The following is a 21,036-nucleotide window of genomic DNA, read 5'->3' on the forward strand; positions in this document are numbered from 1 at the left end:
GTTCAAGATCGGGCACCACCCGAAGGCGGGGGACAGCGGAGCGAGCCTATGCGTTCAGTTTCTGAAGTCAATACCCGGGATGAACTTCTCGTGAGGCGCAGAGCGGTCCCGATGAATTCACTTCTTGAACTAAAAGCGCGTCAGCGCAGCCTCTGGCTGATGACCTTGGAGACCCCGTCGCCCTGCATGGAGACGCCGTAGAGCGCGTCGGCGACCTCCATCGTCCGCTTCTGGTGCGTGATCACGATCAGCTGTGAGCTCTCCTGGAGTTCCTCCATGATCCGGATCAGCCGCTGCAGGTTGGTGTCGTCGAGCGCGGCCTCGACCTCGTCCATCACGTAGAACGGACTGGGGCGCGCCTTGAAGATCGACACCAGCATTGCCACGGCCGTCAGCGAGCGCTCGCCGCCGGAGAGCAGCGACAGGCGCTTGACCTTCTTGCCCGGTGGGCGGGCCTCCACGTCCACCCCGGTGGTCAGCATGTTGTCCGGGTCGGTCAGCACCAACCTGCCCTCGCCGCCCGGGAACAAGCGCGAGAACACCCCCTCGAATTCTCGGGCGGTGTCGCGGTAGGCCTCGGTGAACACCTGCTCGACGCGCTCGTCGACCTCCTTCACCACTTGAAGGAGATCGGCCCGGGTCTTACGGAGGTCCTCCAGCTGCTCGCTGAGGAACTTGTGGCGCTCTTCCAGCGCCGCGAACTCCTCCAGGGCCAGCGGGTTGACCTTGCCGAGCTGCTGGTACGCCCGTTCGGCCGCCTTGAACCGCTTCTCCTGCTGCGCCCGGACGAAGGGGCCCGGCCGGTTGCGGGGGTGCTCGGGGTCCTGCGGGAGCTCCTCGCCGTCGGCCGGCGGGGAGGGGGGCACCGGCTGGTCCGGGCCGTACTCGGCGACGAGCGCGCGCGGCTCCATCCCGAGCTCCTCCAGTGCCTTGGCCTCCAGGGCCTCGATGCGCAGCCGCTGCTCGGCGCCGAGCACCTCGCCCCGGTGGACGGAGTCGGTGAGCTTGTCGAGCTCGCCCTTCAGGTCGCGGCCGCAGTTGCGGGCGTCGGTGAGCTCGCGCTCGCGCAGTCCCTTGGCCCGCTCGGCCAGGGAGCGTTCCTCCTCCGCCCTGCGGAGGGAGACCTCCACGTGGGCGAGGAGCTGGCGGGCCCCGTCGGCCACCGCGCGGGCCACGTCCGCCTCGTGGCGCCGGCGGGCGCGGCGGCGTTCGGCACGGGTCCGCGCCTCACGTTCCGCCCGGGCCGCCCGGTCGAGGGAGTCGGCCCGTCCGGCCAGCCCCTTGACCCGCTCCTCGTGGGTGCGCAGCTGCAGCCGGGCCTCCATCTCGGTCTGTCGGGCGTTGGCCCCGTCGGCGGCGAGCCGGTCCCTTCGGGAGCTGTCCGGCTCCTCCTCCACCGGCATCTCCTCGGCGACGGCGAGCCGCTCCGCGCACTCCTCGACCTCGGCCAGCGCCTGCTCCAGGGCGTCCTGCGCCTTGGCCGCGGCCGCGGCGCCGCGCTCGGCCTCGCCGGCCGCGCCCTTCGCCTGCCCGGCGAGCCGTCCGAGCTGCTGGGCGACCCCGGCCCGGGCCTGCTCCGCGGCGCGCCGCCGCTCGGCGAGCTCCTCGACCAGGGTGGCCGCGTCCTGCCGCCGGGACTGCGCGGCGGCCTGCGCGGCGGCGAGTTCCCCGCAGCGCACGCCCAACCGGGTCAGCTCCGCCGCGGCCTCGTCGACGGCTGCCTGCACCTCGATCAGGCTCGGCGCCCCGGCGGACCCGCCCTGGGCGAGGTGCGCACCGAGGACATCGCCCTCCACGGTCACGGCCACGGCGTCGGGGTGCCGCGCGACGAACGCCTCGGCCTCGTCGAGCGTGCCGACGACGACGTGGTCGCGCAGCACCCACGCGAGTGCCCGCCGCACCTCCTCGTCCCCGGACAGCAGCGCCACGGCGGGTACGGGCCGGACGGCTGCGCCCGGCGCCAGGGCCGGGGCCGGGTGGGGCCCGTCTCCCCCGGCCGCTGCGGACACCGGCTCGCCACCGCCGACGGCGGCCGCCGAAGCGGTCTCGGGGCCGGCGACCCGGCCCGGTGCCGCCCGTCCGCCGTCCGGCGCGGGCACGGGAACGGCCTCGGTCCCGCCCCCCTGCCCCGGCAGCGCGACCGGCGTACCCGCGTCCGGGGCGGACCCATCCCCTGCGAACCGGCCCGGCGCGGGCGCCGAACCGTCCGCACCGGAAAGGGCGTCGGCGGCTGCGACCGCAGGCCCGGGCGCCCCGCCCTGCCCCGGCAGGACGGCCGGACCGCCCGCGGCACGGCCCTCAACGGCGGTGTCCGGCCGGGCCGGAGCGGCCCCTGGTCCGGATCCCTGGCCGGGCAGGACGGCCGAAGCGCCCGTACCCGCACCCCCGCCCGGGAGGGCAGGCGCAGGCACAGGGGTGATCAGGAGCGTGGCGCGGCCCGCGTCCGCTTCGCGCAGGTGGCGGATCGCCCCGGCCGCCGCCGACGGGGAGGCCACCGCCAGGGCGTCCGCCGCCGAGCCGAGCGCGGCGGCCACGGCCGCTTCGTACCCCGGAGTCACCGACAGCCGCTCCGCCGCCGGACCGAGCACGCCGGCCAGCCGCTCCCGGGCCGCGAGCAGCGCCCCCGTACCGTCCTTGCGGCGCAGCCCCAGCGCCAGTGCGTCCCGGCGGGCCGACACCGCCGCCCGCGAGCGCTCCGCCGCCGCCAGCGCCTCCCGCGCGGCGCCGAGCGCGGCCTCCGCCTCCTTCAGCTCCGCCCGCGCGGCCTCGTGGTCCGTCTCCGCCGACGGGTCGTCGAGCCCGCCGACCTCCTCCGCCAGCGCCTCGTACTCCGCCTGTGCGGCCTCGGCCCGGCTGCGGGCCTCGTCCCGCGCCAGGGAGAGCCGGTCGATCTCGGCCTGGGCGGCCCCGGCCCGGGAGCGGGCCGCGCCGAGCCGCCCGGTCAGCCGGGCCAGCCCCTCGCGCCGGTCGGCGATGGCCCGGGCGGCGTCCCGCAGCCGGCGTTCCTCCTCGGCGAGTTCCCGCTCCAGCTCCGCGCGGTGCCCGGTGGTGTCCTCCAGGGCCCGCGAGGCCGCCTCCAGCGCGGCCGTCAGCTCCGCCTCCTGCTCGCGGATCCGCTCGGCCTCCCGCTCCATGTCCTCGGGGTCGCGGCCCCTGCGCTCCTCCTCGACGGGGGCCGTGGCGCTCTTGACCCGTGCATCCGCCAGGGACGCGGTGCCCCGTACCCGTTCGGCGAGCTGCGACAGCTCGTACCAGGTCTGCTGCGCCCGCTGGAGCCGCGGCGTGAGCTCCCGCACCGCCTCCTCCAGCTCCGCCTCGCGCCGCAGCGCCTGCGCGAGCCGGGCCTCGGCGGCCTCCTTGCGCTCCTTGAGCGCGGCCTCGTCCGCGATCTCCGCGTCGAGCGCGCGCCGCAGGGCGACCAGGTCGTCTGCGAGCAGGCGCAGCCGCGCGTCGCGCAGGTCCGCCTGGATCACGGCGGCCCGCCGGGCGACGGCCGCCTGGCGCCCCAGGGGCTTGAGCTGTCGGCGCAGCTCGTCCCCGAGGTCCTGCACGCGGGCGAGGTTGGCCTGCATCGCGTCGAGCTTCCGCAGCGCCTTCTCCTTGCGCTTGCGGTGCTTCAGTACGCCGGCCGCCTCCTCGATGAAGGCGCGGCGGCCCATGGGGTCGGCGTGCAGGACGGAGTCCAGCTGGCCCTGACCGACGATGACGTGCATCTCGCGGCCGATGCCGGAGTCGGAGAGCAGCTCCTGGATGTCGAGCAGCCGGCAGGTGTCACCGTTGATCTGGTACTCGCTGCTGCCGCCGCGGAACATGATCCGGGTGATGGTGACTTCGGCGTAGTCGATGGGCAGCGCGCCGTCGGAGTTGTCGATCGTCAGGGAGACCTCGGCGCGCCCGAGCGGCGGACGGCCGGTGGTCCCGGCGAAGATGACGTCCTCCATCTTCCCGCCGCGCAGGGACTTGGCCCCTTGTTCGCCCATGACCCAGGAGAGCGCGTCGACGACGTTGGACTTGCCCGAGCCGTTCGGACCGACGACGCAGGTGATGCCGGGTTCGAAGCGCAGGGTGGTGGCGGAGGCGAAGGACTTGAAGCCACGCAGGGTCAGGGACTTGAGGTGCACGCCGCCGGACTCTACCTTTCACGTTCGGTTTCACCCATGAAGGTGCAGGGCACGACTGACGTCAAAGGCATCAGGCCCCCCGCCTGGCCCTGTGGTCCCGGATGAGGAGTCCAAAGAAAGAAGGGACGCCGGAGCGTCCCTTGCAGATCATGCGGGGCTGGATTCGAGCGACGAGTGAGCGCGGATCAGGTGAGCGCAGGCTCCGCCTGGGGTACGTCGATGTCGATGCTGTCCAGCAGCGAGTCTCCGTCGTGCTGAGCGGCGGCCGCGTTCAGCGCGTCATTTTCGGACTGAATCCGTACGAGCTCGGACTCGAGGTCCTGGACGCGCTGCTGAAGCCGTCGCATCTCGGCGAGGAGTCGCGGGTCGGAACCGCCGACGTAACCGAGAAGCGCCTTTGCCATGATGGATGGTCCTCCACACTGAGTGACCGACCGAAGCGGTGTGGGTCGTGAGGGAATCGCACCCGCGGATGTCCGGCAGCGACTGTCAGTCACTGCGCTTACTACTGCCAACACTGCCAAACAGCTCAGGTGCGCGGGGCTTCCAGCGTCTCACCAAAAAGTTTGACGGTCAACACGATCACGCCCCGTATCGGCGGGCATCCCGGCCCCCGCATGGGGCGTGGAGATCATCCTCATCTCCGAGCCTTCCACGGATCGACCCCGGCGGCAACGCGTCGACGACGAATGCCCAGTTCCGACCGGGTCCGGGCGATCAGAGATGTGATGAGTGCATGATCAGTCGATCGCTCACCGCATCCCGAAACCGTCGTAGCCACCGCGCGGTGTGCCCCAGATCTCTGTCACCCCGTCCACCCGGCCGGGCGTGTCGGAGGACCGCAACCAGTCCAGCAGCCGGTGGCAATTCTCACGTTGACCTTCGGCGACCACCTGCACCCGCCCGTCGTCGAGGTTGAGCGCGAAGCCGACCATCCCGCCGATCTCCAGGGCGTTCTCCCTGGTGAACCAGCGGAAGCCCACTCCCTGCACACGGCCGCGCACCCAGGCGGTCAGACGGACCTCTTCATTCATGCGCGAACGCTATCGGGGTGCGAACTTTCCGGTCACATCGCCCCCAGGGCCCCATGCCGTACAGTCGCGCACCAATGAACTCACCCATTTGGGTGAGTAAGGGACGATCTTGATCCATTCAGGAAGGCACGACACCGATGGGACGCCACGGACTCCACGCCGCGCCGCGCCGCGGCGGCAAGCGCGGTACCGCCCTGCGCACCGGCCTGCTGGGGGTCTCGGTGGCCGTCGCCCTGGGCGCCGCCGCCGTCACGACCGGCATGGTGCCGGTCGGCGCCTCGTTCCCGTACGTGGGGGTCAGCGGTACGGACACCACCGCGAAGGCGGGGGCCGCCAAGTCCGCGCCCGACTCCGCCTCCGACTCCGGGATCGAGCGGCAGGGCGGCCTCGCGAGCCTGTCCGGTCGCGGCTCGGCGACGAGCGGCGCACCGACTCCCCCCGCGACCCGGCCGGCCCCGCCCGCCGCATCGGCCTCGCCCTCCCCGTCGGGCTCCCCCTCGGCGTCGGCTTCGCCGACCCCGTCCGCGTCCGCGCCCACGTCCGCACCGCAGAAGCCGTCCCCCGGCACCGCGGCGCCCTCCGCTCCGCCGAGCACCGCGCGCCGGACCCCGGCCGCACCCGTCCCGGCCGCACCGGTCCCCTCCTCCGAGGCTCCGAAGAGGACCGAAGCCCCGAAGAAGACCGAGACTCCCGAGAAGACCGAGGCCCCGGCGCCTTCCGCATCGGCTCCCGCCCCGACCGCCACCGCGACCCGGCCGAGCCTCGACACCCATTCGGCGGAGGAGGCGGCCGTGGTCACCCTGGTGAACCAGGAGCGCGCCCAGGCCGGCTGCGGTCCGGTCCGCGCCAACCCTCCGCTGGCGGCGCTGGCCGGCGCCTTCAGCAAGGACATGGCCGCCCGCGGCTTCTTCGGCCACGACGACCCCGAGGGCAACACCCCCTGGGACCGTGCCGCGAAGGCCGGCCTCTCGGGCCTCGGCGCCGAGAACATCGCCCGCGGCCAGGGTGACGCGCAGTCCGTGATGCGGGCCTGGATGAACAGCCCCGACCACAAGGCGAACATCCTCAACTGCGAGTTCCGCACCCTCGGTGTCGGCGCCCACTTCGCCGCCGGCGGCCCCTGGTGGACGCAGGACTTCGGCTTCTGACAGCCGGCGTCAGGCGGACGCGGCCGCCAGGGTCGCGCGGCCCGCGACGACGATGCGGGTGTGCTCGGCCACGCGGCGGCCCAGGTGCTCGGCCGTGGCGATGTCGGCCTTGTGGACCGCGTCCGCACCCTCGTCGGAGTTGGACTGGGCGGCCGCGCCGGAGAAGAAGCCCAGGCGGTTGAGGTCGTTCTCGGAGGCGGTGCTGGAGTTCCAGCCCGGCTTCAGACCCAGGTTCACCCAGTTCATGCCGTGCTGCGCCGCCAGCACCTGGAAGAACTGCAGCGTGTGCAGCTTGTCGCCGCTCTTCGAGGCCGAATTCGTGAAGCCCGCGGCCACCTTGTCCTGCCAGGCGTCGCCGAACCACCGCTTCGAGGACGCCTCTGCGAAGACGTGGAAGGCGCCCGAGGCGGTGCCCATGTACGTCGGGGAGCCGAAGACGATCGCGTCGGAGGCGTCGAGCAGCTCCCAATGCGCGTCGTCGATCTCGTCGACCTTGATCAGGTGGACGGTCGCCCCGGCGTCGAGGGCTCCGCTGCGGACCGCCTCGGCGACGACGGCGGTGTGGCCGTAGCCCGAGTGGTAGGCGATCGAGACGACGGGGGTGTGCGTGATACCGGACACGGCGGGTTTCTCCCTCGGAAAGACTCTCGCCGCAGCACGGGGCGTGCCGCGACGAGAAGAAGAGAACCACTAACTTTTAGAAAGCGCAAGCTCCGGGTTAGCGCTGCCTGCGGGTACGCTTGTTCTATGGAGACCCCTGCCTGTACCGAAGCCGACGCCGCGCACGGCGACCTGCCGTTCGACGTGTTCGCCCGCTCCTGCCCGTCCCGCGAGACGCTGGAACACGTCACCGGTCGCTGGGGAAGCCTCACCGTGGGCGCCCTGCGCGAGGGCCCGGTCCGCTTCAACGAGCTGCGCCGCCGGGTGGACGGCGTGAGCGAGAAGATGCTCTCGCAGACCCTGCACGCGCTGGAGCGCGACGGGATCGTCCACCGCGAGGCGCAGCCGACCAACCCGCCGCGCGTGGACTACGAACTGACCCCCCTCGGCATCGAGGTGGCGGACCGGCTCCTCGCGCTGATCCACCACCTGGAGGGGAGCATGCCGGCGGTGCTGTCCGCCCGGGACTCCTACGACGCGACCCGCGGCGGCCGCTGACAGCGCGGGCAGAAGTAGCTCGACCTGTTCATCCAGGGCCGCCGCCGCATCGGGGTGCCGCAGCGCCGGCAGGGCTCGTCCTCGCGCCCGTAGGCGTCGAGCGAACGGTCGAAGTACCCCGACTCCCCGTTCACGTTGACGTACAGGCTGTCGAAGCTCGTGCCGCCCACGGCGAGGGCCGCGTTCATGACGTCCCGGACATGGCCGAGGAGTTCCGCGCTGCGGGGGCGCGTGAGGTTGGCCGTCGGGCGTTCGTAGTGCAGCTTCGAGCGCCACAGCGCCTCGTCCGCGTAGATGTTGCCGACCCCGCTGATCAGCGACTGGTCCAGCAGCGCCCGCTTGACCGTGGTCCGCTTGGCGCGCAGCGCGAGGTGGTAGGCCGCCTCGTCGAACAGCGGGTCCAGGGGGTCGCGCGCGATGTGCGCGATGACGTCGGGCAGGCCCTCGGCGCTGTCGGCGACGGTCTCGTGCAGCGAGAGCCCGCCGAAGGTCCGCTGGTCCACGAAGCGCAGCTCCGTCCCGGCGTCGTCCTCGAAGCGCACCCGGATCCGCAGGTGCTTCTCGTCCGCGGCGCCCTCGGGCTGCACGAGCAGCTGCCCGCTCATGCCCAGGTGCCCGAGCACCGACAGGTCCCGCCCCGCCAGCGGCAGCCACAGGTACTTCCCGCGCCGCTGCGGCACCCCGAGGGTCTCCCCCCGAAGCCGCGCCGCGAAGTCGGCCCCGCCGCCCGGGTGGCGCCGCACCGCACGCGGGTGCAGGACCTCGACGGCCTCGACGGTCCGCCCGGCGACCCAGCGCTCCAGCCCCCGCCGCACGACTTCGACTTCGGGCAGCTCGGGCACGGGGAACCTCCGGTGGGTGCGGATCTGGGCGCTGCCGCGAGCGTACCGGCCGCCCGGAAACGGCAACGCCCGCCCCTGCTGTGCAGGGGCGGGCGAAGGAATGCCCGAAGGAAGGTCAGGCGTCCGGCGCAGGATCGGCGGGCGTCGGCACCCCGCCGTCCACGGCCTCGGCCGAAGCCGGGACCTCTGCCGGAGCGGCGGCAGCCGCCGCCGCGATCCGCTCGTCCGCCGCGGCGCGGATCCCGCGCCACGCCGACTCGGCGGCCTGCTGTTCCGCTTCCTTCTTGCTGCGGCCGGTGCCGGTGCCGTACGAGACACCACCGACGCGGGCGGCAGCAGTGAAGGTCTTCTCGTGGTCCGGACCGGTCTCGGTGACCAGGTATTCCGGTACGCCAAGACCTTCGGCCGCCGTGAGCTCCTGGAGACTGGTCTTCCAGTCCAGGCCGGCCCCGAGGTTCGAGGACTTCTCGATGAGCGGGTCGAAGAGCCGGTGGACCAGCTCCGAGGCCGCGTCGAGGCCCTGGTCGAGGTAGACCGCGCCGATGACCGCTTCCAGCGTGTCGGCGAGGATGGAGGCCTTGTCCCGGCCGCCCGTGCCCTCTTCGCCCCGGCCGAGCCGGATGAAGGAGCCGAGGTCGAGGCCGCGCCCGACCTCCGCCAGTGCGCGCGAGTTGACCACCGCGGCCCGAAGCTTGGCCAGCTGGCCTTCGGGGAGGTCCGGGTGGGTCGTGTACAGCGTGTCCGTGACCACCAGGCCCAGCACGGAGTCCCCGAGGAACTCCAGGCGTTCGTTGGTGGGCAGACCGCCGTTCTCGTACGCGTACGAGCGGTGGGTCAGTGCACGCACCAGAAGGGCGGTCTCGAGTCGGTACCCGAGCCGCCCTTCCAGAAGCGTGTGGGACGAGGCCGCGTTGTTACTGTCTGCCTGCTTCTCAGCGTTGGACAGCTCAGACATTGCGCCTCTCACCAGCCGCTCAGACCTCGAGGACCTGGCGCTTGTTGTAGGTGCCGCAGCTCGGGCACGCGATGTGCTGGAGCTTCGGCTCCTGGCAACGCTCACACGAAACCAGGGTGGGGACCGCAGCCTTCCACTGCGACCGGCGGTGGCGCGTGTTGCTGCGCGACATCTTCCGCTTCGGAACAGCCACGGCTACTTCTCCTGCTTCTCGGCGGCGCTCTGAACTCCGTCAGACGCAGTGCCGCTCATGTTGTCCTTCTCATCGCCCTGATCGGTGACGAGTCCCTGCAATGCCGCCCAACGGATGTCGACGGCGTCGTGGTGGTGGTCCGGGTCGTCGTTCAGACCGGCTCCGCATTCGGGGCACAGTCCGAGACAGTCCTCCCGGCACACCGGCTGCATCGGCAGTGCGAGCACCACCGCATCCCGCAGCACGGGTTCGAGGTCGAACAATCCGTCCTCGAGGAAGAGCGTGTCCTCGTCGTCCTCGGCGTCGTCGGCCGGCTCCGCCTTGGCGCGGCCCCGGTCGTCGGCGTCAGGGTACGAGAACATCTCCTGGAAGTCCGCCTTGAGCTCGCGCTCGACGGTCTCCAGACACCTTACGCACTCCCCCGTCGCCGATGCACGGACGGTGCCTGTGACAAGCACCCCTTCCATGACCGACTCGAGGCGGAGGTTGAGCTTCACCGGGGCGCCTTCCGGCACTCCGATCACGTCGGCCAGACCGAGGTCCGCCGGTGCGTCGATCTCACGGGACAACCGCTGCATGGCACCAGGACGCCGACCCAGCTCGTGCGTGTCGAACACGAGGGGGTTGCGGTGGTCGAGGCGGGTGTTCAGGGCTGTTCCTGCTTTCACGGATCGCTGAAGATCAAAGATTCCGCCGCTCACGGGCAGCATGGATCGCGACGCATACGCGCGACCGAAGAGCCAGGATACCCGCAGCGGGGCCGTGCGCCCAATCCGGTGTCAGCGGCCCTGTTCGTACTGGCGCAGTTGGTCCAGGTTGATCATGCTCGTGTCGAAGAAACTGGTCTCGTCGAGCGAGGGCTGCTGGGCCTGCTGCGGGTGCTGGGGCTGCTGCGACTGCTGCGGCTGCTGGTAGGCGGCGTACGGGTCGGACTGCTGCGCATCGTAGTGCGCGGCGTAAGCCGCTCCAGTGGAGCCGGTGCTCGCACCGGAGTACGGGTCCGGCTGCTGCTGGTAGCCCCCGTACGGGTCCTGGTAGGCGTACGGGTCCTGCTGCTGGGCGGCGGGCTGCTGATAGCCGTACGCGTCGTACACGGGCTCCGGCTGGGCCGGGATGTGCGCCTGCACGGGCCCCGGCTCCGGTTCCGCCAGGCCGGCCAGGAAGTCCGAGTCGCTCGCGGAGCGGGAGGGCTGGCCGGCCGCCGCGTCCTGGGCGGCCATGTGCACGCCCAGGTCGTCGGTCGGGACCCGGCCGAGCAGCTTCTGGCGGCCGCGGCCCACGGCCTCCAGGGTCTTGGAGAGCACCGCCTCGAAGGTCGCGAGCTTGGTGTCCACGTACGCGTCCGCCTGCTGCCGCTGCGTCTCGGGGTCGTGGCTGCGCTCGGGCGCGTCCGCGTCCGGGTAGCCGTCCTCGTCCAGGCCCGGGCCGCGGCCCAGCAGCTTCTCCCGGCCCCGGTCCACCGAGCCGATCGTCTTGGTCAGCACGACCTCGAAGTTCGCGAGCTTGCTGTCGACGTAGTCGTCGGCCTCGGCCCGGATCTCCTCGGCCTCCCGGCGGGCGTCCTCCAGGATCCGGTCCGCCTCGGCCTGGGAGCGCCGCGCGATCTCGGTGTCGGCGATCAGCGAACCGCGCTGGTCGTGGGCCGCGTCGATGATCCGCTCCGCCTCCCGGCGGGCGTCCTCGACCATCTGCTCCCGGCCGCCGATGAGCTCCTGGGCCTGGGCGAGCGAGCCGGGGAGGGCCTGGCGGACCTCTTCCAGCTGGGCGAGCAGCTCGGCGCGGTTGATCACGCAGGAGGCCGACATCGGCATGGACCGGGCGCCGCCGACGGCCGCGACGATCTCGTCGAGCTTCTTCTGCACGTCCATGGGGGCTCGCACTCTCTCGGCCTCAGGCGGTTCCTGAGACGGACGGGTCGACTGTAAGGCCACCGGGCGGGCCCCCGACACCGACTGACGGCCCGTCAGATGCTCAGCGCTCGCGCAGCCGCTCCAGGAGCGCCGCGTGCACGTGCGCGGGCAGCAGGTGGGCGACGTCGCCGCCCCATGCCGCGACTTCCTTGACCAGCGAGGAGGACAGGAAGCTGTAGGAGGGGACCGTCGGGACGAACAGCGTCTCGACGCCCGACAGGCCCAGGTTCATCTGGGCCATCTGGAGCTCGTAGTCGAAGTCGCTGACCGCGCGCAGGCCCTTGACGATCGCCGGGATGTCCCGCTGCTTGCAGAAGTCGACGAGCAGTCCGCGGAAGGCCTCCACCTGGACGTTGCCGTAGTCCGCCGTCGCCTCGCGGATCAGCTCGATCCGCTCCTCGACGGTGAACAGGCCCTGCTTCGACTCGTTGATCCCCACGGCGACGTACACGACGTCGTACAGCCTGGAGGCGCGTCCGATGATGTCGAGGTGTCCGTTGTGGATGGGATCGAAGGACCCCGGACAGACGGCGCGGCGCAACTGAACTCCCTCGTTCATGAGTCTTCGCTGGTGAATGCGGCGCGGCCGTACCAAAGGGTGCCCTCGCCGTACTTGCGCGACCGGAGCGGCTCGAAGCCCTCGGGCCACGGGAAGGCGCCGCTCCTGGTGCTGCGCTCCACGGTGACGAGCGCGTCGTCCGTGATCCAGCCGTTGGACCGGAGTGTGAGGAGGATCTCCCGCAGGTCCGCGCTGTCCACGGCGTACGGCGGGTCCAGGAAGACGACGTCGTACGGGTCCCCGCCGGCGCGGGCCGCCACGATCTGCTCGGCCCGGCCGGCCCGGAACTCGGCCCCGGGCAGGCCCAGCGTCCTGATGTTGTCCCGGATCGCCTTGGCGGCCTTGGGGTCGGCTTCGACCAGCAGGGCGTGGTCCGCGCCCCGGGAGAGGGCTTCCAGGCCGACGGCGCCGGAGCCGCCGTAGAGGTCGAGCACCCGGGCCCCTTCGACCCCGTGGAGCGACTCCCAGGTGGAGAAGAGGCCTTCGCGCATCCGGTCCGAGGTCGGCCGGGTGCCGGTGCCGGGGGGCACGGCCAGCCGTCGCCCGCCGGCGCTGCCGGCGATCACGCGGGTCATCTGGGGTCCTTCGGTACGGCGGTAGGGGGGCGCGCGGCGGTCCGCCGCGGCACTCCAACGATAGGTCGTACCGCTCAGCCCTTCTCCAGGTACTGCTCGCGCTCGGTGTCGAGCAGGGCCTCCAGCGCGGTCCGCAGGCCCGGCAGCCGCTCCAGGGCCGGGTCCTCGGCCACCACGCGGGTGGCTTCCTCCCGGGCCTGGGCGATGACCTCCTCGTCGTCGATGACGGCGAGCATGCGCAGCGAGGAGCGCACACCCGACTGGGCCTGGCCCAGGACGTCGCCCTCGCGCCGCTGCTCCAGGTCGATGCGGGAGAGCTCGAAGCCGTCGAGGGTGGCGGCGACGGCGGCGAGCCGGGCCCGGGCGGGGCTCGCCTCGTGCATCTCGCTGACCAGCAGGCACAGCCCGGGGGCGGAGCCGCGGCCGACGCGGCCGCGCAGCTGGTGGAGCTGGGAGACGCCGAACCGGTCCGCGTCCATGATCACCATGACGGTGGAGTTGGGGACGTTCACGCCGACCTCGATGACGGTGGTGGCGACCAGCACCTTCACCTCGCCGGCCGCGAACCGGCGCATGACGTCGTCCTTGTCGGCGGGGTCCATCCGGCCGTGCAGCACCTCGACGCTCAGCCCGGCCAGCGGTCCGCGGCCGAGCTGTTCGGCGATCTCCAGGACGGCGAGCGGCGGCCGCCGGTCGGCCTCCTCCGCGGCCTGCTTCTTCTTGGGGTCGTCCTCCCCGTCGCCGATGCGCGGGCAGACCACGTACGCCTGGTGGCCCTTCTCCACCTCCTCGCGGACCCGCTCCCAGGCCCGGGCGAGGAAGTGCGGCTTGTCCTGGGACGGCACCACGTGGGTGGCGATCGGCGAGCGCCCGGCGGGCAGCTGGTCCAGGACGGAGGTCTCCAGGTCGCCGAAGACGGTCATGGCGACGGTGCGCGGGATCGGGGTGGCGGTCATCACCAGCAGGTGCGGGGGCTGCTTGCCCTTGGAGCGGAGCGCGTCGCGCTGCTCCACGCCGAAGCGGTGCTGTTCGTCCACGACGACCAGGCCGAGGTCGTGGAACTGCACCTTGTCCTCGATCAGGGCGTGCGTGCCGATGACGATCCCGGCCTCGCCGGTGACCAGGTCGAGCAGGGCCTGGCGGCGTGCCGGCATCCCCATCGAGCCGGTGAGCAGCACGACCTTGGTGCCCTGGTCGGAGCCGCCGAGCATGCCGCCCTCGGCCAGTTCGCCCATCATCTCGACGATGGAGCGGTGGTGCTGCTGGGCGAGCACCTCGGTGGGCGCGAGCATCGCCGCCTGCCCGCCGGAGTCCACGACGGCCAGCATCGCCCGCAGGGCCACCATGGTCTTTCCGCTTCCGACCTCGCCCTGGAGGAGGCGGTGCATGGGGTGGCTGGTGGCGAGGTCGTCGAAGATCTCCTTCGAGACCTTCTGCTGGCCCTCGGTGAGGGTGAAGGGGAGCTTGGCGTCGAAGGCGTCGAGCAGGCCGCCGGGGGCGGCGCGGCGCGGGACGGCCGGGAGCTGGGCGTCGGCGTGGCGGCGGCGGGCCAGGGCGACCTGGAGGACGAAGGCCTCGTCCCACTTCAGGCGTTGGCGGGCGTCCTCGATGTCGGCCTTGGTGGCCGGCCGGTGGATCTTCAGCAGTGCCTCGGTGAGCGGGACCAGTCCGCGGCCCTCGCGCAGGGCGGGCGGCAGCGGGTCCACCGCCTCCTGGGCGCTGGGCAGCACCGCGTCCACGCACTTGGCGATCTTCCAGGACTCCAGCTTCGCGCAGGCCGGGTAGATCGGGATCAGCTGGTTCGCGAAGGCGGTGGCGGCGTCCCGGTCGGAGGCGTCCGCGCCGAGCGGCTCGTACGCGGGGTGCGCGAGCTGGAGCTTGTGGTTGAACCTGGACACCTTGCCGGCGAACATCGCGCGGCTGCCGGGGAGCAGTTCCTTGTGCGGCTTGTGGACCCCTGCGCCGAAGAAGACCAGCTGGAGGCGGCCGCTGCCGTCGGTGATGGTCACCTCCAGCCGCTTGCCCCGGCCCCCGTTGAAGGTCAGGACGCGGGCGTCGGCGACCTGCGCGACGACGGTCACGTGCTCGTCGATCTGGTCGGCGAGCTCGGCCAGCGAGGTCAGCTCACCGCGCTCGGCGTACCGCCTCGGGTAGTGGTGGAGCAGGTCCAGGGCCGTGTGCAGGCCGAGCTGCTCGGCCAGCACCTTGGCGGTGGCGGGACCGAGCGTCTTCTTGAGGTCTTCGTCGAGCGCGGGCACGTGTTCCATTGCACACCATGGCGCTGACAAGCCCGCTATTCCACCCCGATGAGGAGCGGCGCCGAGTACCGGCCGCCCCGGTAGGTGACGGTGTCCACGGCGAGGTGGCCGTGCTGGACGTACGCCTCCAGGCGTTCGGCGACGCCGTCCGGCACCTCGGGTCCGAGGACCAGGGTGACCAGTTCGCCGCCGGAGCCGAGCATCCGGTCCAGCACCGCCTCGGCGGTCTCGGTCAGGCCCGCGCCGATCACGGCGACGTCGCCGTCGATGAGGCCGAGCACGTCGCCGGCCTGGCAGATGCCGGCCGAGGTGAAGGACTGGCGTTCGGCGACGGCCAGTTCCCCGTAGCGGGTGGCGCCGGCGGCCGCGGTCATGGCCACCACGTCCTCGTCGAAGCTGCCGTCCGGGTCGTGCACGGCGAGTGCGGCCAGGCCCTGGACGGCGGAGCGGGTGGGGATCACGGCGACCCGCACGCCCTCGGCGCGGGCCTGTTCGGCGGCCGTGGCCGCCGCCGCGCGCAGTTCCGTGCCGCCCGGCAGGAGCACCACCTCGCGGGCATGGGCGCGGCGGACGGCGTCGAGGAGTTCGGCGGTGGCCGGGACCTCGCCGGGGCGCACGAGCACGGTGGTCGCGCCGGCCTCGGCGCACAGTCCGGCCAGTCCCTCGCCGGGCACGACGGCGACCACGGCCCGCTGGGCGCGCTCGCCGCGGCCGCGGCGGCGCTCGTCGCCGAAGTGCGTGATCCGTATCCGGTACGGCCGCCCCGCGACGACCCCCGCTTCCACGGCCGCGCCGGGGTCGTCGACGTGGACGTGGACGTTCCACAGCCCGTCCCCGCCGACCACGACCAGGGAGTCGCCGAGGCCGTCGAGCTGCGCGCGCAGTTCCGCGACCGCCGCGTCCGAGGCTTCCAGCAGGTAGATGACCTCGTAGGCGGGCCCGTCCTCGTGCTGCTCGCACGGGTCGTCCGGCTGCGCGGCGGGGGCCGCGGCGGCCGCGGCCCGGCCGGCCACGGGTCCGGCGGGCGGTTCCTGCCCCGACAGCGCCTGCCAGAGGGCGCCGAGTACGGCGACCAGTCCGCAGCCGCCGGCGTCGACGACTCCGGCCCGGCCCAGCGCGGCGAGCTGCCCGGGGGTCTCGGCGAGTGCGGCGCGGGCGGCGTCGTAGGCGGCGCGTGCCACGTCGGCCGCGGTGCCGGCGGCCGCCGAGGCCGCTTCGCCGGCCCGCGCGGCGGCGCCCGCGACGGTGAGCATGGTGCCCTCCACCGGGTGCGCGACGGCCGCGTACGCCTCCTCGGCGGCCCGGGTGAGCGCGTGCGCCAGCATGCCGCCGGGGGCGCTCTGCCGGTCCGCGTGCTCGGCGCCGAGCACGTCGGCCACCCCGCGCAGCAGCTGCGCGAGGATCGTCCCGGAGTTGCCGCGGGCGCCGACGAGCGCGCCGTGCGCCCAGGCCCGTACGGCCTCGGGCAGGGTGGTGGGTGCCGCGGCGGCGCGGGCGGCGCTGTCGAAGGTCTCGGCCAGCGCGCGGTCGGCGGACTCGGCGGTGAGGTAGAGGTTGGTGCCGGTGTCCGCGTCGGCGACCGGGTATACGTTGATCGCGTCGATGTCCTCGCGGGCCCGGCCCAGTGCGGCCAGGGCGAGCGAGCTCCAGGTGCGCACGGCCTCGGCGTCGAGCTCGTCGGCGGACTGCGGCTGCGGCTCGTGCGGCACCGGGCGTTCCTCCTTGTGCGGGCCAGGGTTCACCGCAGGGTAACGAAGGACCGCGCTCCCGGGGTCAGGACCGCGGGACGGGGCCGCCGGCCGTCATGGTAGTTTTCTTGGACGGGCGCAGTCGTTGTATGCTGCTCCGGTTGCCCGATGAGAGTCGGGTCTTTTCCCCGGCAAACCACTTCAGACCTCTGATTCCGGTGCGCCGGATTCACTGTAATTGCATCTGAAGTCTTTGGAGTGACCTGTGGCTGCCAACTGCGACGTTTGCGCCAAGGGGCCGAGCTTCGGCAACAACATCTCCCACTCGCACCGCCGCACCTCGCGTCGCTGGAACCCGAACATCCAGCGCGTCCGTGCCGTGGTCAATGGGACGCCGAAGCGCCTCAACGCCTGCACCTCGTGCATCAAGGCCGGCAAGGTCTCGCGCTGACGCCCGTCGTAGCGCAGCCCCTTCCGGTTGCCAAGAAGGCCGGTTCACCTCTGGTGAACCGGCCTTTTGCCTTGTCCGGGGGGTTCCGCCGGCGCGGATCCCGGTGCTCCGGGCGGGGTCAGCGCAGCCGCCAGGCGTGATCCACCGGGCCGATGCCCGCGCCGAGCGCGAAGCCGGCGGCGATGCCGCCCGTGACGTACTCCTTGGCGGCCGTGACCGCCTCCGGGACGGCCAGGCCCCTGGCCAGGCCGGCCGCGATGGCGCTGGCCAGGGTGCAGCCCGTGCCGTGCGTGTGCCGGTTGGAGTGGCGCGGGGCGCGCAGCCACCACTCCCCCGTTCCGTCGGTGAGCAGGTCCACGGCCTCGTCGCCGTGCGCCGCGAGGTGGCCGCCCTTGATCAGCGCCCAGCGGGGCCCGTGGCCGAGGATCGCGTCGGCGGCCCGGCGCATGTCGTCCTCGCTCTCCACGACGATGCCGGTGAGCTGGGCGACCTCGTCCAGGTTGGGCGTGGCCACGGTGGCCCGCGGCAGCAGTTCGGTGCGTACGGCGTCCAGCGCCGAGGCGGCGAGCAGGGCGTCCCCGTGCTTGGAGACGCCGACGGGGTCCACGACGGCCGGGGCGGCGGTGTCGGCGAGCAGCGCGGCCACGGTCTCCACCAGTACGGCGGAGGAGAGCATCCCGGTCTTCACGGCCTGGACCCCGATGTCGTCCACGACGGCCCGGTACTGGGCCGTGACGGCCTCGGCGGGCAGCTCCCAGGCTCCCCGTACCCCGAGCGAGTTCTGCGCGGTCACGGCGGTCACCACGCTCATCCCGTGGACGCCGAGCGCCAGCATGGTCTTGAGGTCGGCCTGGATGCCCGCGCCGCCGCCGGAGTCCGATCCGGCGACGGTCAGGCACAGCGGCGGCGCCGTGTTCACAGCGCGCCCTCCGGGGCGGCCGGGTCGGCCCCGAAGTGGTCCCAGCCGCCGGTGCTGGTCCAGGGCGCGCCGTCGACGGTCACCTGGGGCAGCGCGGAGCGGTTGAGGACCTCGCCGATGACCTTCCAGCGGGCGGGGAGCTTCACGTCGGGCGGGAAGGTCGCCACGATCGCGTGGTCCTCTCCCCCGGTGAGCACCCACTGGAGCGGGTCGACGCCGACGGCCTGCCCGATGTCGTGCATCTGGGTCGGGATGTCGACGGCGGCCGAGCGCAGGTCGATCCGTACCTTGCTGGCCTCGGCGATGTGGCCGAGGTCGGCGATCAGGCCGTCGCTGACGTCGGTCATGGCGCTGGCGCCGAGCCCGGCGGCCGCGGGACCGGCGTGGTACGGCGGCTCGGGGCGCCGGTGGGCCTCGACGAAGGCCCGCGGGGAGCGGAAGCCGCGCGAGAGCACGGCGAAGCCGGCCGCCGACCAGCCGAGCCAGCCGGTGACGGCGACGACGTCGCCGGGCTGGGCGCCGGAGCGCAGGACCGGCTCGTGGTTGCGCAGGTCGCCGAGGGCGGTGATGGAGACGGTGATGGTGTCCCCCCGTACGACGTCCCCGCCGACCACGGCGGCGCCGGCGACCTGGCACTCGTCGCGGATGCCGTCCATGAGTTCGGTGGGCCAGGTGACCGGGAGCTCGGCGGGTACGACGAGGCCGAGCAGCAGCGCGGTCGGCACCGCTCCCATGGCCGCGATGTCCGCCAGGTTCTGCGCGGCGGCCTTGCGGCCCACGTCGTAGGCCGTGGACCAGTCGCGCCGGAAGTGCCGGCCCTCCAGGAGGATGTCGGTGCTCGCCACGACCCGCCGGTCGGGGGCCGACACCACGGCGGCGTCGTCGCCGGGTCCGAGCCGGACCGCCGGGGTGGTGGTGAGCCGTGAGGTGAGCTCCCTGATCAGCCCGAACTCCCCCAGCTCGCCGACAGTGCCCTTCATCGCTGTGCCCCTTCTTGCCCAGTCCGCTTGCGGTCGCGAGCCGTCACAGCTCTGGGTACCGTCAACAGATACGTCAACTTCTGCTCTCCGTACGCCCCGCTGTGCGTGGCGCCGGGCCCGCAGGTCTCCCCGTGGCGCACGGCGACGCGGTACCGTGGCGTCCCTTCTTCCCCCGGCCCTGTCCATCGTGTGGGGTCCACCCGAAGATTAGGGGAAATGATCCTCGTGGCCGCCCTGGAGGTTCCGTGGTACAGGCGTACATCCTTATCCAGACCGAAGTGGGCAAGGCGTCGTTCGTCGCCGAGTCCATCGGCCAGATCCCGGGGGTGATCCAGGCCGAGGACGTGACGGGTCCGTACGACGTGATCGTGCGCGCCCAGGCCGACACCGTGGACGAGCTCGGCCGCATGGTCGTGGCCAAGGTCCAGCAGGTGGAGGGGATCACCCGCACCCTGACCTGCCCGGTGGTCCATCTGTAGCCCCCGTCTACTCTTGGCCGGTGATGTCCCTCCACCGCCGGCCCGTCCGTGTCCTGGCCATGCCCGTCGCCCTGGCCGTGTCCGCCATGGCGGCGTGCTCCCCGGGCGGTTCCGAGGCCCGGGTGGAACCACCGCCCGCGCCGCCGTCCGACGTCGCGGGGTTCTGTGCGGCGCTGCACGAGGAACTCCCGGAGACGGTGGCCGGCCTGGCCCGGACCCGGACCGAACCGGAGTCCGACCTGACCGCCTCGTGGGGCGGCTCGGCGATCGTACTGCGGTGCGGTATCGCCAAGCCCCCCAAGATGCTGGATCCGAAGCAGGAGGGCGTCCACGTCAACGACGTGGCCTGGCTGCTGGAGAAGCTCGACGACGGCGGTTTCCGTTTCACCACCGGTCTGCGGCTGGCTTACACGGAGGTCCGGGTCGACAAGGAGCATGCCACGGACGCGGGGATGCTCGTCGGTCTGTCCACGGCGATCGCCGCGACCGTGCCCGAGGGCGTCTCCTCCTACTGAGTTCCGGTACACCGCCGCCCGCCGGCCGCCCCGTGGAGGGGCGGCCGGCGGGCGGCGGCCTTGCGTGGGTGCTAGCGCAGCCCCGTGGAGCGGCGCAGGGCGGCCTGGATCAGGCGGTCCACCAGCTCCGGGTACGCGATGCCGGACTTCTCCCACATCAGCGGGTACATCGAGATCGGCGTGAAACCGGGCATCGTGTTGATCTCGTTGATGACGAACTCGCCGTCCTCGGTGAGGAAGAAGTCGGCGCGCACGAGACCCTCGCACGAGGCGGCCTCGAAGGCCTCGACCGCGAGCCGCTGGACCTCGGCGGTCTGCTCCGGGGTGATCGGGGCGGGCACGATCCCGGAGGCGGAGTCGATGTACTTCGCCTCGAAGTCGTAGAAGTCGTGGCTGGAGACCGGCGGGATCTCGGCGGGCACGCTGGCGCGGGGCCCGTCCTCGAACTCCAGGACGCCGCACTCGATCTCGCGGCCGCGCAGCAGCGCCTCCACGATGATCTTCGGGTCGTGGCGGCGGGCCTCCTTGACGGCGGCCTCCAGGCCGGAGGCGTCGTCGACCTTGGTGATGCCGATGGAGGAGCCGGCGCGGGCGGGCTTCACGAAGAGCGGCCAGCCGTGCTCGGCGGCGAAGTCCAGGATCCTGGCCGTGGCGGCGTCCCGGTCGGCCTCCCACTCGCGGGGGCGGATCGTCAGGTACGGGCCGACGCTCAGCCCGAAGGACGTGAACACCCGCTTCATGTAGTCCTTGTCCTGCCCGACGGCCGAGGCGAGGACGCCCGAGCCGACGTACGGGATGCCGGAGAGCTCCAGGAGGCCCTGGAGGGTGCCGTCCTCGCCGTAGGGGCCGTGCAGCACGGGGAAGACGACGTCGACCTCGCCCAGGGCCTTCGGGACGGCGCCCGGCTCGGTGTAGACGACCTGGCGGCTGGCCGGGTCGACCGAGAGCACGACGGCGCCGTCCTCGGACTCGGCGAGGTCCTCGACGCTCGGGAGCGTGCGGTCGGCGATGGCCATCCGCGCGGGCTCGTCGGCGGTCAGCGCCCACCGGCCGTCCGTGGTGATGCCGATGGGCAGCACCTCGTACTTGGACCGGTCGATGGAGCGCAGTACGGCGCCCGCCGTGACGACCGAGATGGCGTGTTCCGAGCTGCGGCCGCCGAACACGACGGCCACGCGGGGCTTGCGGCCCTGCTGCTCAGGGGTCTGGGGGAGGTTCTCGCTGCTCATATCGGCATGAGAGTACCCGCTC

Annotated in this window: 21 protein-coding genes; 5 read left to right on the forward strand and 16 right to left on the reverse strand. The window is 72.7% G+C overall.

What is annotated here, in order from left to right; genetic code table 11:
* Positions 1-140 precede the first annotated feature (140 nt).
* The 3 genes from AB0O53_RS31090 to AB0O53_RS31100 form a co-directional block, all read right to left on the reverse strand.
* Positions 141-4,121, reverse strand: coding sequence for an AAA family ATPase (locus tag AB0O53_RS31090; protein ID WP_365200073.1), 3,981 nt, complete (start codon positions 4,119-4,121; stop codon positions 141-143).
* 185 nt (positions 4,122-4,306) lie between these two features.
* Positions 4,307-4,525 carry a hypothetical protein gene (locus AB0O53_RS31095; RefSeq protein WP_030032603.1) on the reverse strand — a complete coding sequence of 73 codons (219 nt, stop codon included), beginning with the start codon at positions 4,523-4,525 and terminating at the stop codon, positions 4,307-4,309.
* 348 nt (positions 4,526-4,873) lie between these two features.
* Complete coding sequence (locus tag AB0O53_RS31100; protein WP_350987735.1) at positions 4,874-5,155, reverse strand: acylphosphatase; 282 nt, start codon at positions 5,153-5,155, stop codon at positions 4,874-4,876.
* A 137-nt stretch (positions 5,156-5,292) separates the two neighbouring features.
* Here AB0O53_RS31100 and AB0O53_RS31105 point away from each other — a divergent pair, with 137 nt between their 5' ends.
* Complete coding sequence (locus tag AB0O53_RS31105; protein WP_365200076.1) at positions 5,293-6,303, forward strand: CAP domain-containing protein; 1,011 nt, start codon at positions 5,293-5,295, stop codon at positions 6,301-6,303.
* Between the two features lie 9 nt (positions 6,304-6,312).
* Here AB0O53_RS31105 and AB0O53_RS31110 read toward each other — a convergent pair whose 3' ends face one another.
* Positions 6,313-6,915 carry a flavodoxin family protein gene (locus tag AB0O53_RS31110; RefSeq protein WP_494517996.1) on the reverse strand — a complete coding sequence of 201 codons (603 nt, stop codon included), beginning with the start codon at positions 6,913-6,915 and terminating at the stop codon, positions 6,313-6,315.
* 135 nt (positions 6,916-7,050) lie between these two features.
* Here AB0O53_RS31110 and AB0O53_RS31115 point away from each other — a divergent pair, with 135 nt between their 5' ends.
* Entirely contained in the window at positions 7,051-7,461 is a 411-nt protein-coding gene (locus tag AB0O53_RS31115; RefSeq protein WP_350987738.1) for a winged helix-turn-helix transcriptional regulator, read from the forward strand.
* Here the strand turns inward: AB0O53_RS31115 and mutM are convergent.
* The 9 genes from mutM to AB0O53_RS31160 form a co-directional block, all read right to left on the reverse strand.
* On the reverse strand, positions 7,434-8,303 hold the full coding sequence (gene mutM / locus AB0O53_RS31120) for a bifunctional DNA-formamidopyrimidine glycosylase/DNA-(apurinic or apyrimidinic site) lyase (RefSeq protein WP_365200083.1): 870 nt from the start codon (positions 8,301-8,303) through the stop codon (positions 7,434-7,436). The two genes, AB0O53_RS31115 and mutM, sit on opposite strands and share 28 nt — an antisense overlap.
* Before the next feature lie 115 nt (positions 8,304-8,418).
* Complete coding sequence (gene rnc, locus AB0O53_RS31125) at positions 8,419-9,258, reverse strand: ribonuclease III (protein WP_350987740.1); 840 nt, start codon at positions 9,256-9,258, stop codon at positions 8,419-8,421.
* Positions 9,259-9,277: 19 nt separating this feature from the next.
* Entirely contained in the window at positions 9,278-9,451 is a 174-nt protein-coding gene (rpmF, locus tag AB0O53_RS31130; RefSeq protein ID WP_003965982.1) for a 50S ribosomal protein L32, read from the reverse strand.
* Between the two features lie 2 nt (positions 9,452-9,453).
* Positions 9,454-10,152, reverse strand: coding sequence for a YceD family protein (locus tag AB0O53_RS31135; RefSeq protein ID WP_240803948.1), 699 nt, complete (start codon positions 10,150-10,152; stop codon positions 9,454-9,456).
* A 78-nt stretch (positions 10,153-10,230) separates the two neighbouring features.
* Positions 10,231-11,319, reverse strand: coding sequence for a DivIVA domain-containing protein (locus AB0O53_RS31140; RefSeq protein WP_350987741.1), 1,089 nt, complete (start codon positions 11,317-11,319; stop codon positions 10,231-10,233).
* Positions 11,320-11,422: 103 nt separating this feature from the next.
* Positions 11,423-11,902 carry a pantetheine-phosphate adenylyltransferase gene (gene coaD, locus AB0O53_RS31145; RefSeq protein ID WP_350988380.1) on the reverse strand — a complete coding sequence of 160 codons (480 nt, stop codon included), beginning with the start codon at positions 11,900-11,902 and terminating at the stop codon, positions 11,423-11,425.
* A 14-nt stretch (positions 11,903-11,916) separates the two neighbouring features.
* The gene (gene rsmD, locus AB0O53_RS31150) at positions 11,917-12,495 is read right to left on the reverse strand and encodes a 16S rRNA (guanine(966)-N(2))-methyltransferase RsmD (protein ID WP_350987742.1); all 579 of its coding nucleotides are present in this window, start codon (positions 12,493-12,495) and stop codon (positions 11,917-11,919) included.
* 74 nt (positions 12,496-12,569) lie between these two features.
* Positions 12,570-14,762 carry an ATP-dependent DNA helicase RecG gene (recG, locus tag AB0O53_RS31155; RefSeq protein ID WP_350987743.1) on the reverse strand — a complete coding sequence of 731 codons (2,193 nt, stop codon included), beginning with the start codon at positions 14,760-14,762 and terminating at the stop codon, positions 12,570-12,572.
* A gap of 26 nt (positions 14,763-14,788) precedes the next feature.
* Positions 14,789-16,462, reverse strand: a complete 1,674-nt coding sequence (locus AB0O53_RS31160; RefSeq protein ID WP_350987744.1) for a DAK2 domain-containing protein — start codon at positions 16,460-16,462, stop codon at positions 14,789-14,791.
* A 244-nt stretch (positions 16,463-16,706) separates the two neighbouring features.
* Between AB0O53_RS31160 and rpmB the strand changes: the two genes are divergently transcribed.
* A complete protein-coding gene (rpmB, locus tag AB0O53_RS31165; protein WP_007266795.1) occupies positions 16,707-16,892 on the forward strand; it encodes a 50S ribosomal protein L28 in 186 nt (61 codons plus the stop codon).
* Positions 16,893-17,010: 118 nt separating this feature from the next.
* Here rpmB and thiD read toward each other — a convergent pair whose 3' ends face one another.
* A complete protein-coding gene (thiD, locus tag AB0O53_RS31170) occupies positions 17,011-17,811 on the reverse strand; it encodes a bifunctional hydroxymethylpyrimidine kinase/phosphomethylpyrimidine kinase (RefSeq protein WP_350987745.1) in 801 nt (266 codons plus the stop codon).
* The gene (locus AB0O53_RS31175; protein ID WP_350987746.1) at positions 17,808-18,791 is read right to left on the reverse strand and encodes a thiamine-phosphate kinase; all 984 of its coding nucleotides are present in this window, start codon (positions 18,789-18,791) and stop codon (positions 17,808-17,810) included. Before AB0O53_RS31175 ends, thiD begins: the two co-directional genes overlap by 4 nt.
* A 245-nt stretch (positions 18,792-19,036) precedes the next feature.
* Here AB0O53_RS31175 and AB0O53_RS31180 point away from each other — a divergent pair, with 245 nt between their 5' ends.
* Together AB0O53_RS31180 and AB0O53_RS31185 are read left to right on the forward strand one after the other, a co-directional pair.
* The gene (locus AB0O53_RS31180) at positions 19,037-19,270 is read left to right on the forward strand and encodes an Lrp/AsnC family transcriptional regulator (RefSeq protein WP_030028650.1); all 234 of its coding nucleotides are present in this window, start codon (positions 19,037-19,039) and stop codon (positions 19,268-19,270) included.
* 23 nt (positions 19,271-19,293) lie between these two features.
* Complete coding sequence (locus AB0O53_RS31185; RefSeq protein WP_350987747.1) at positions 19,294-19,785, forward strand: DUF3515 family protein; 492 nt, start codon at positions 19,294-19,296, stop codon at positions 19,783-19,785.
* A 71-nt stretch (positions 19,786-19,856) separates the two neighbouring features.
* Here the strand turns inward: AB0O53_RS31185 and AB0O53_RS31190 are convergent, their stop codons facing one another.
* The gene (locus AB0O53_RS31190) at positions 19,857-21,014 is read right to left on the reverse strand and encodes a D-alanine--D-alanine ligase family protein (RefSeq protein WP_350987748.1); all 1,158 of its coding nucleotides are present in this window, start codon (positions 21,012-21,014) and stop codon (positions 19,857-19,859) included.
* Between the last annotated feature and the right edge of the window lie 22 nt (positions 21,015-21,036).

This window comes from Streptomyces erythrochromogenes, assembly GCF_040684695.1.
GTDB classification, from domain to species: Bacteria; Actinomycetota; Actinomycetes; order Streptomycetales; family Streptomycetaceae; genus Streptomyces; species Streptomyces erythrochromogenes_C.

Excerpts from the sequence above, each read along its gene's own strand:
- AB0O53_RS31095 (WP_030032603.1), bottom strand. The coding sequence starts at position 4,525 with ATGGCAAAGGCGCTTCTCGGTTACGTCGGCGGTTCCGACCCGCGACTC.
- AB0O53_RS31100 (WP_350987735.1), bottom strand. The coding sequence starts at position 5,155 with ATGAATGAAGAGGTCCGTCTGACCGCCTGGGTGCGCGGCCGTGTGCAG.
- AB0O53_RS31105 (WP_365200076.1), top strand. The coding sequence starts at position 5,293 with ATGGGACGCCACGGACTCCACGCCGCGCCGCGCCGCGGCGGCAAGCGC.
- AB0O53_RS31115 (WP_350987738.1), top strand. The coding sequence starts at position 7,051 with ATGGAGACCCCTGCCTGTACCGAAGCCGACGCCGCGCACGGCGACCTG.
- rnc (WP_350987740.1), bottom strand. The coding sequence starts at position 9,258 with ATGTCTGAGCTGTCCAACGCTGAGAAGCAGGCAGACAGTAACAACGCG.
- AB0O53_RS31140 (WP_350987741.1), bottom strand. The coding sequence starts at position 11,319 with ATGGACGTGCAGAAGAAGCTCGACGAGATCGTCGCGGCCGTCGGCGGC.
- rsmD (WP_350987742.1), bottom strand. The coding sequence starts at position 12,495 with ATGACCCGCGTGATCGCCGGCAGCGCCGGCGGGCGACGGCTGGCCGTG.
- recG (WP_350987743.1), bottom strand. The coding sequence starts at position 14,762 with ATGGAACACGTGCCCGCGCTCGACGAAGACCTCAAGAAGACGCTCGGT.
- AB0O53_RS31175 (WP_350987746.1), bottom strand. The coding sequence starts at position 18,791 with ATGAAGGGCACTGTCGGCGAGCTGGGGGAGTTCGGGCTGATCAGGGAG.
- AB0O53_RS31185 (WP_350987747.1), top strand. The coding sequence starts at position 19,294 with ATGTCCCTCCACCGCCGGCCCGTCCGTGTCCTGGCCATGCCCGTCGCC.
- AB0O53_RS31190 (WP_350987748.1), bottom strand. The coding sequence starts at position 21,014 with ATGAGCAGCGAGAACCTCCCCCAGACCCCTGAGCAGCAGGGCCGCAAG.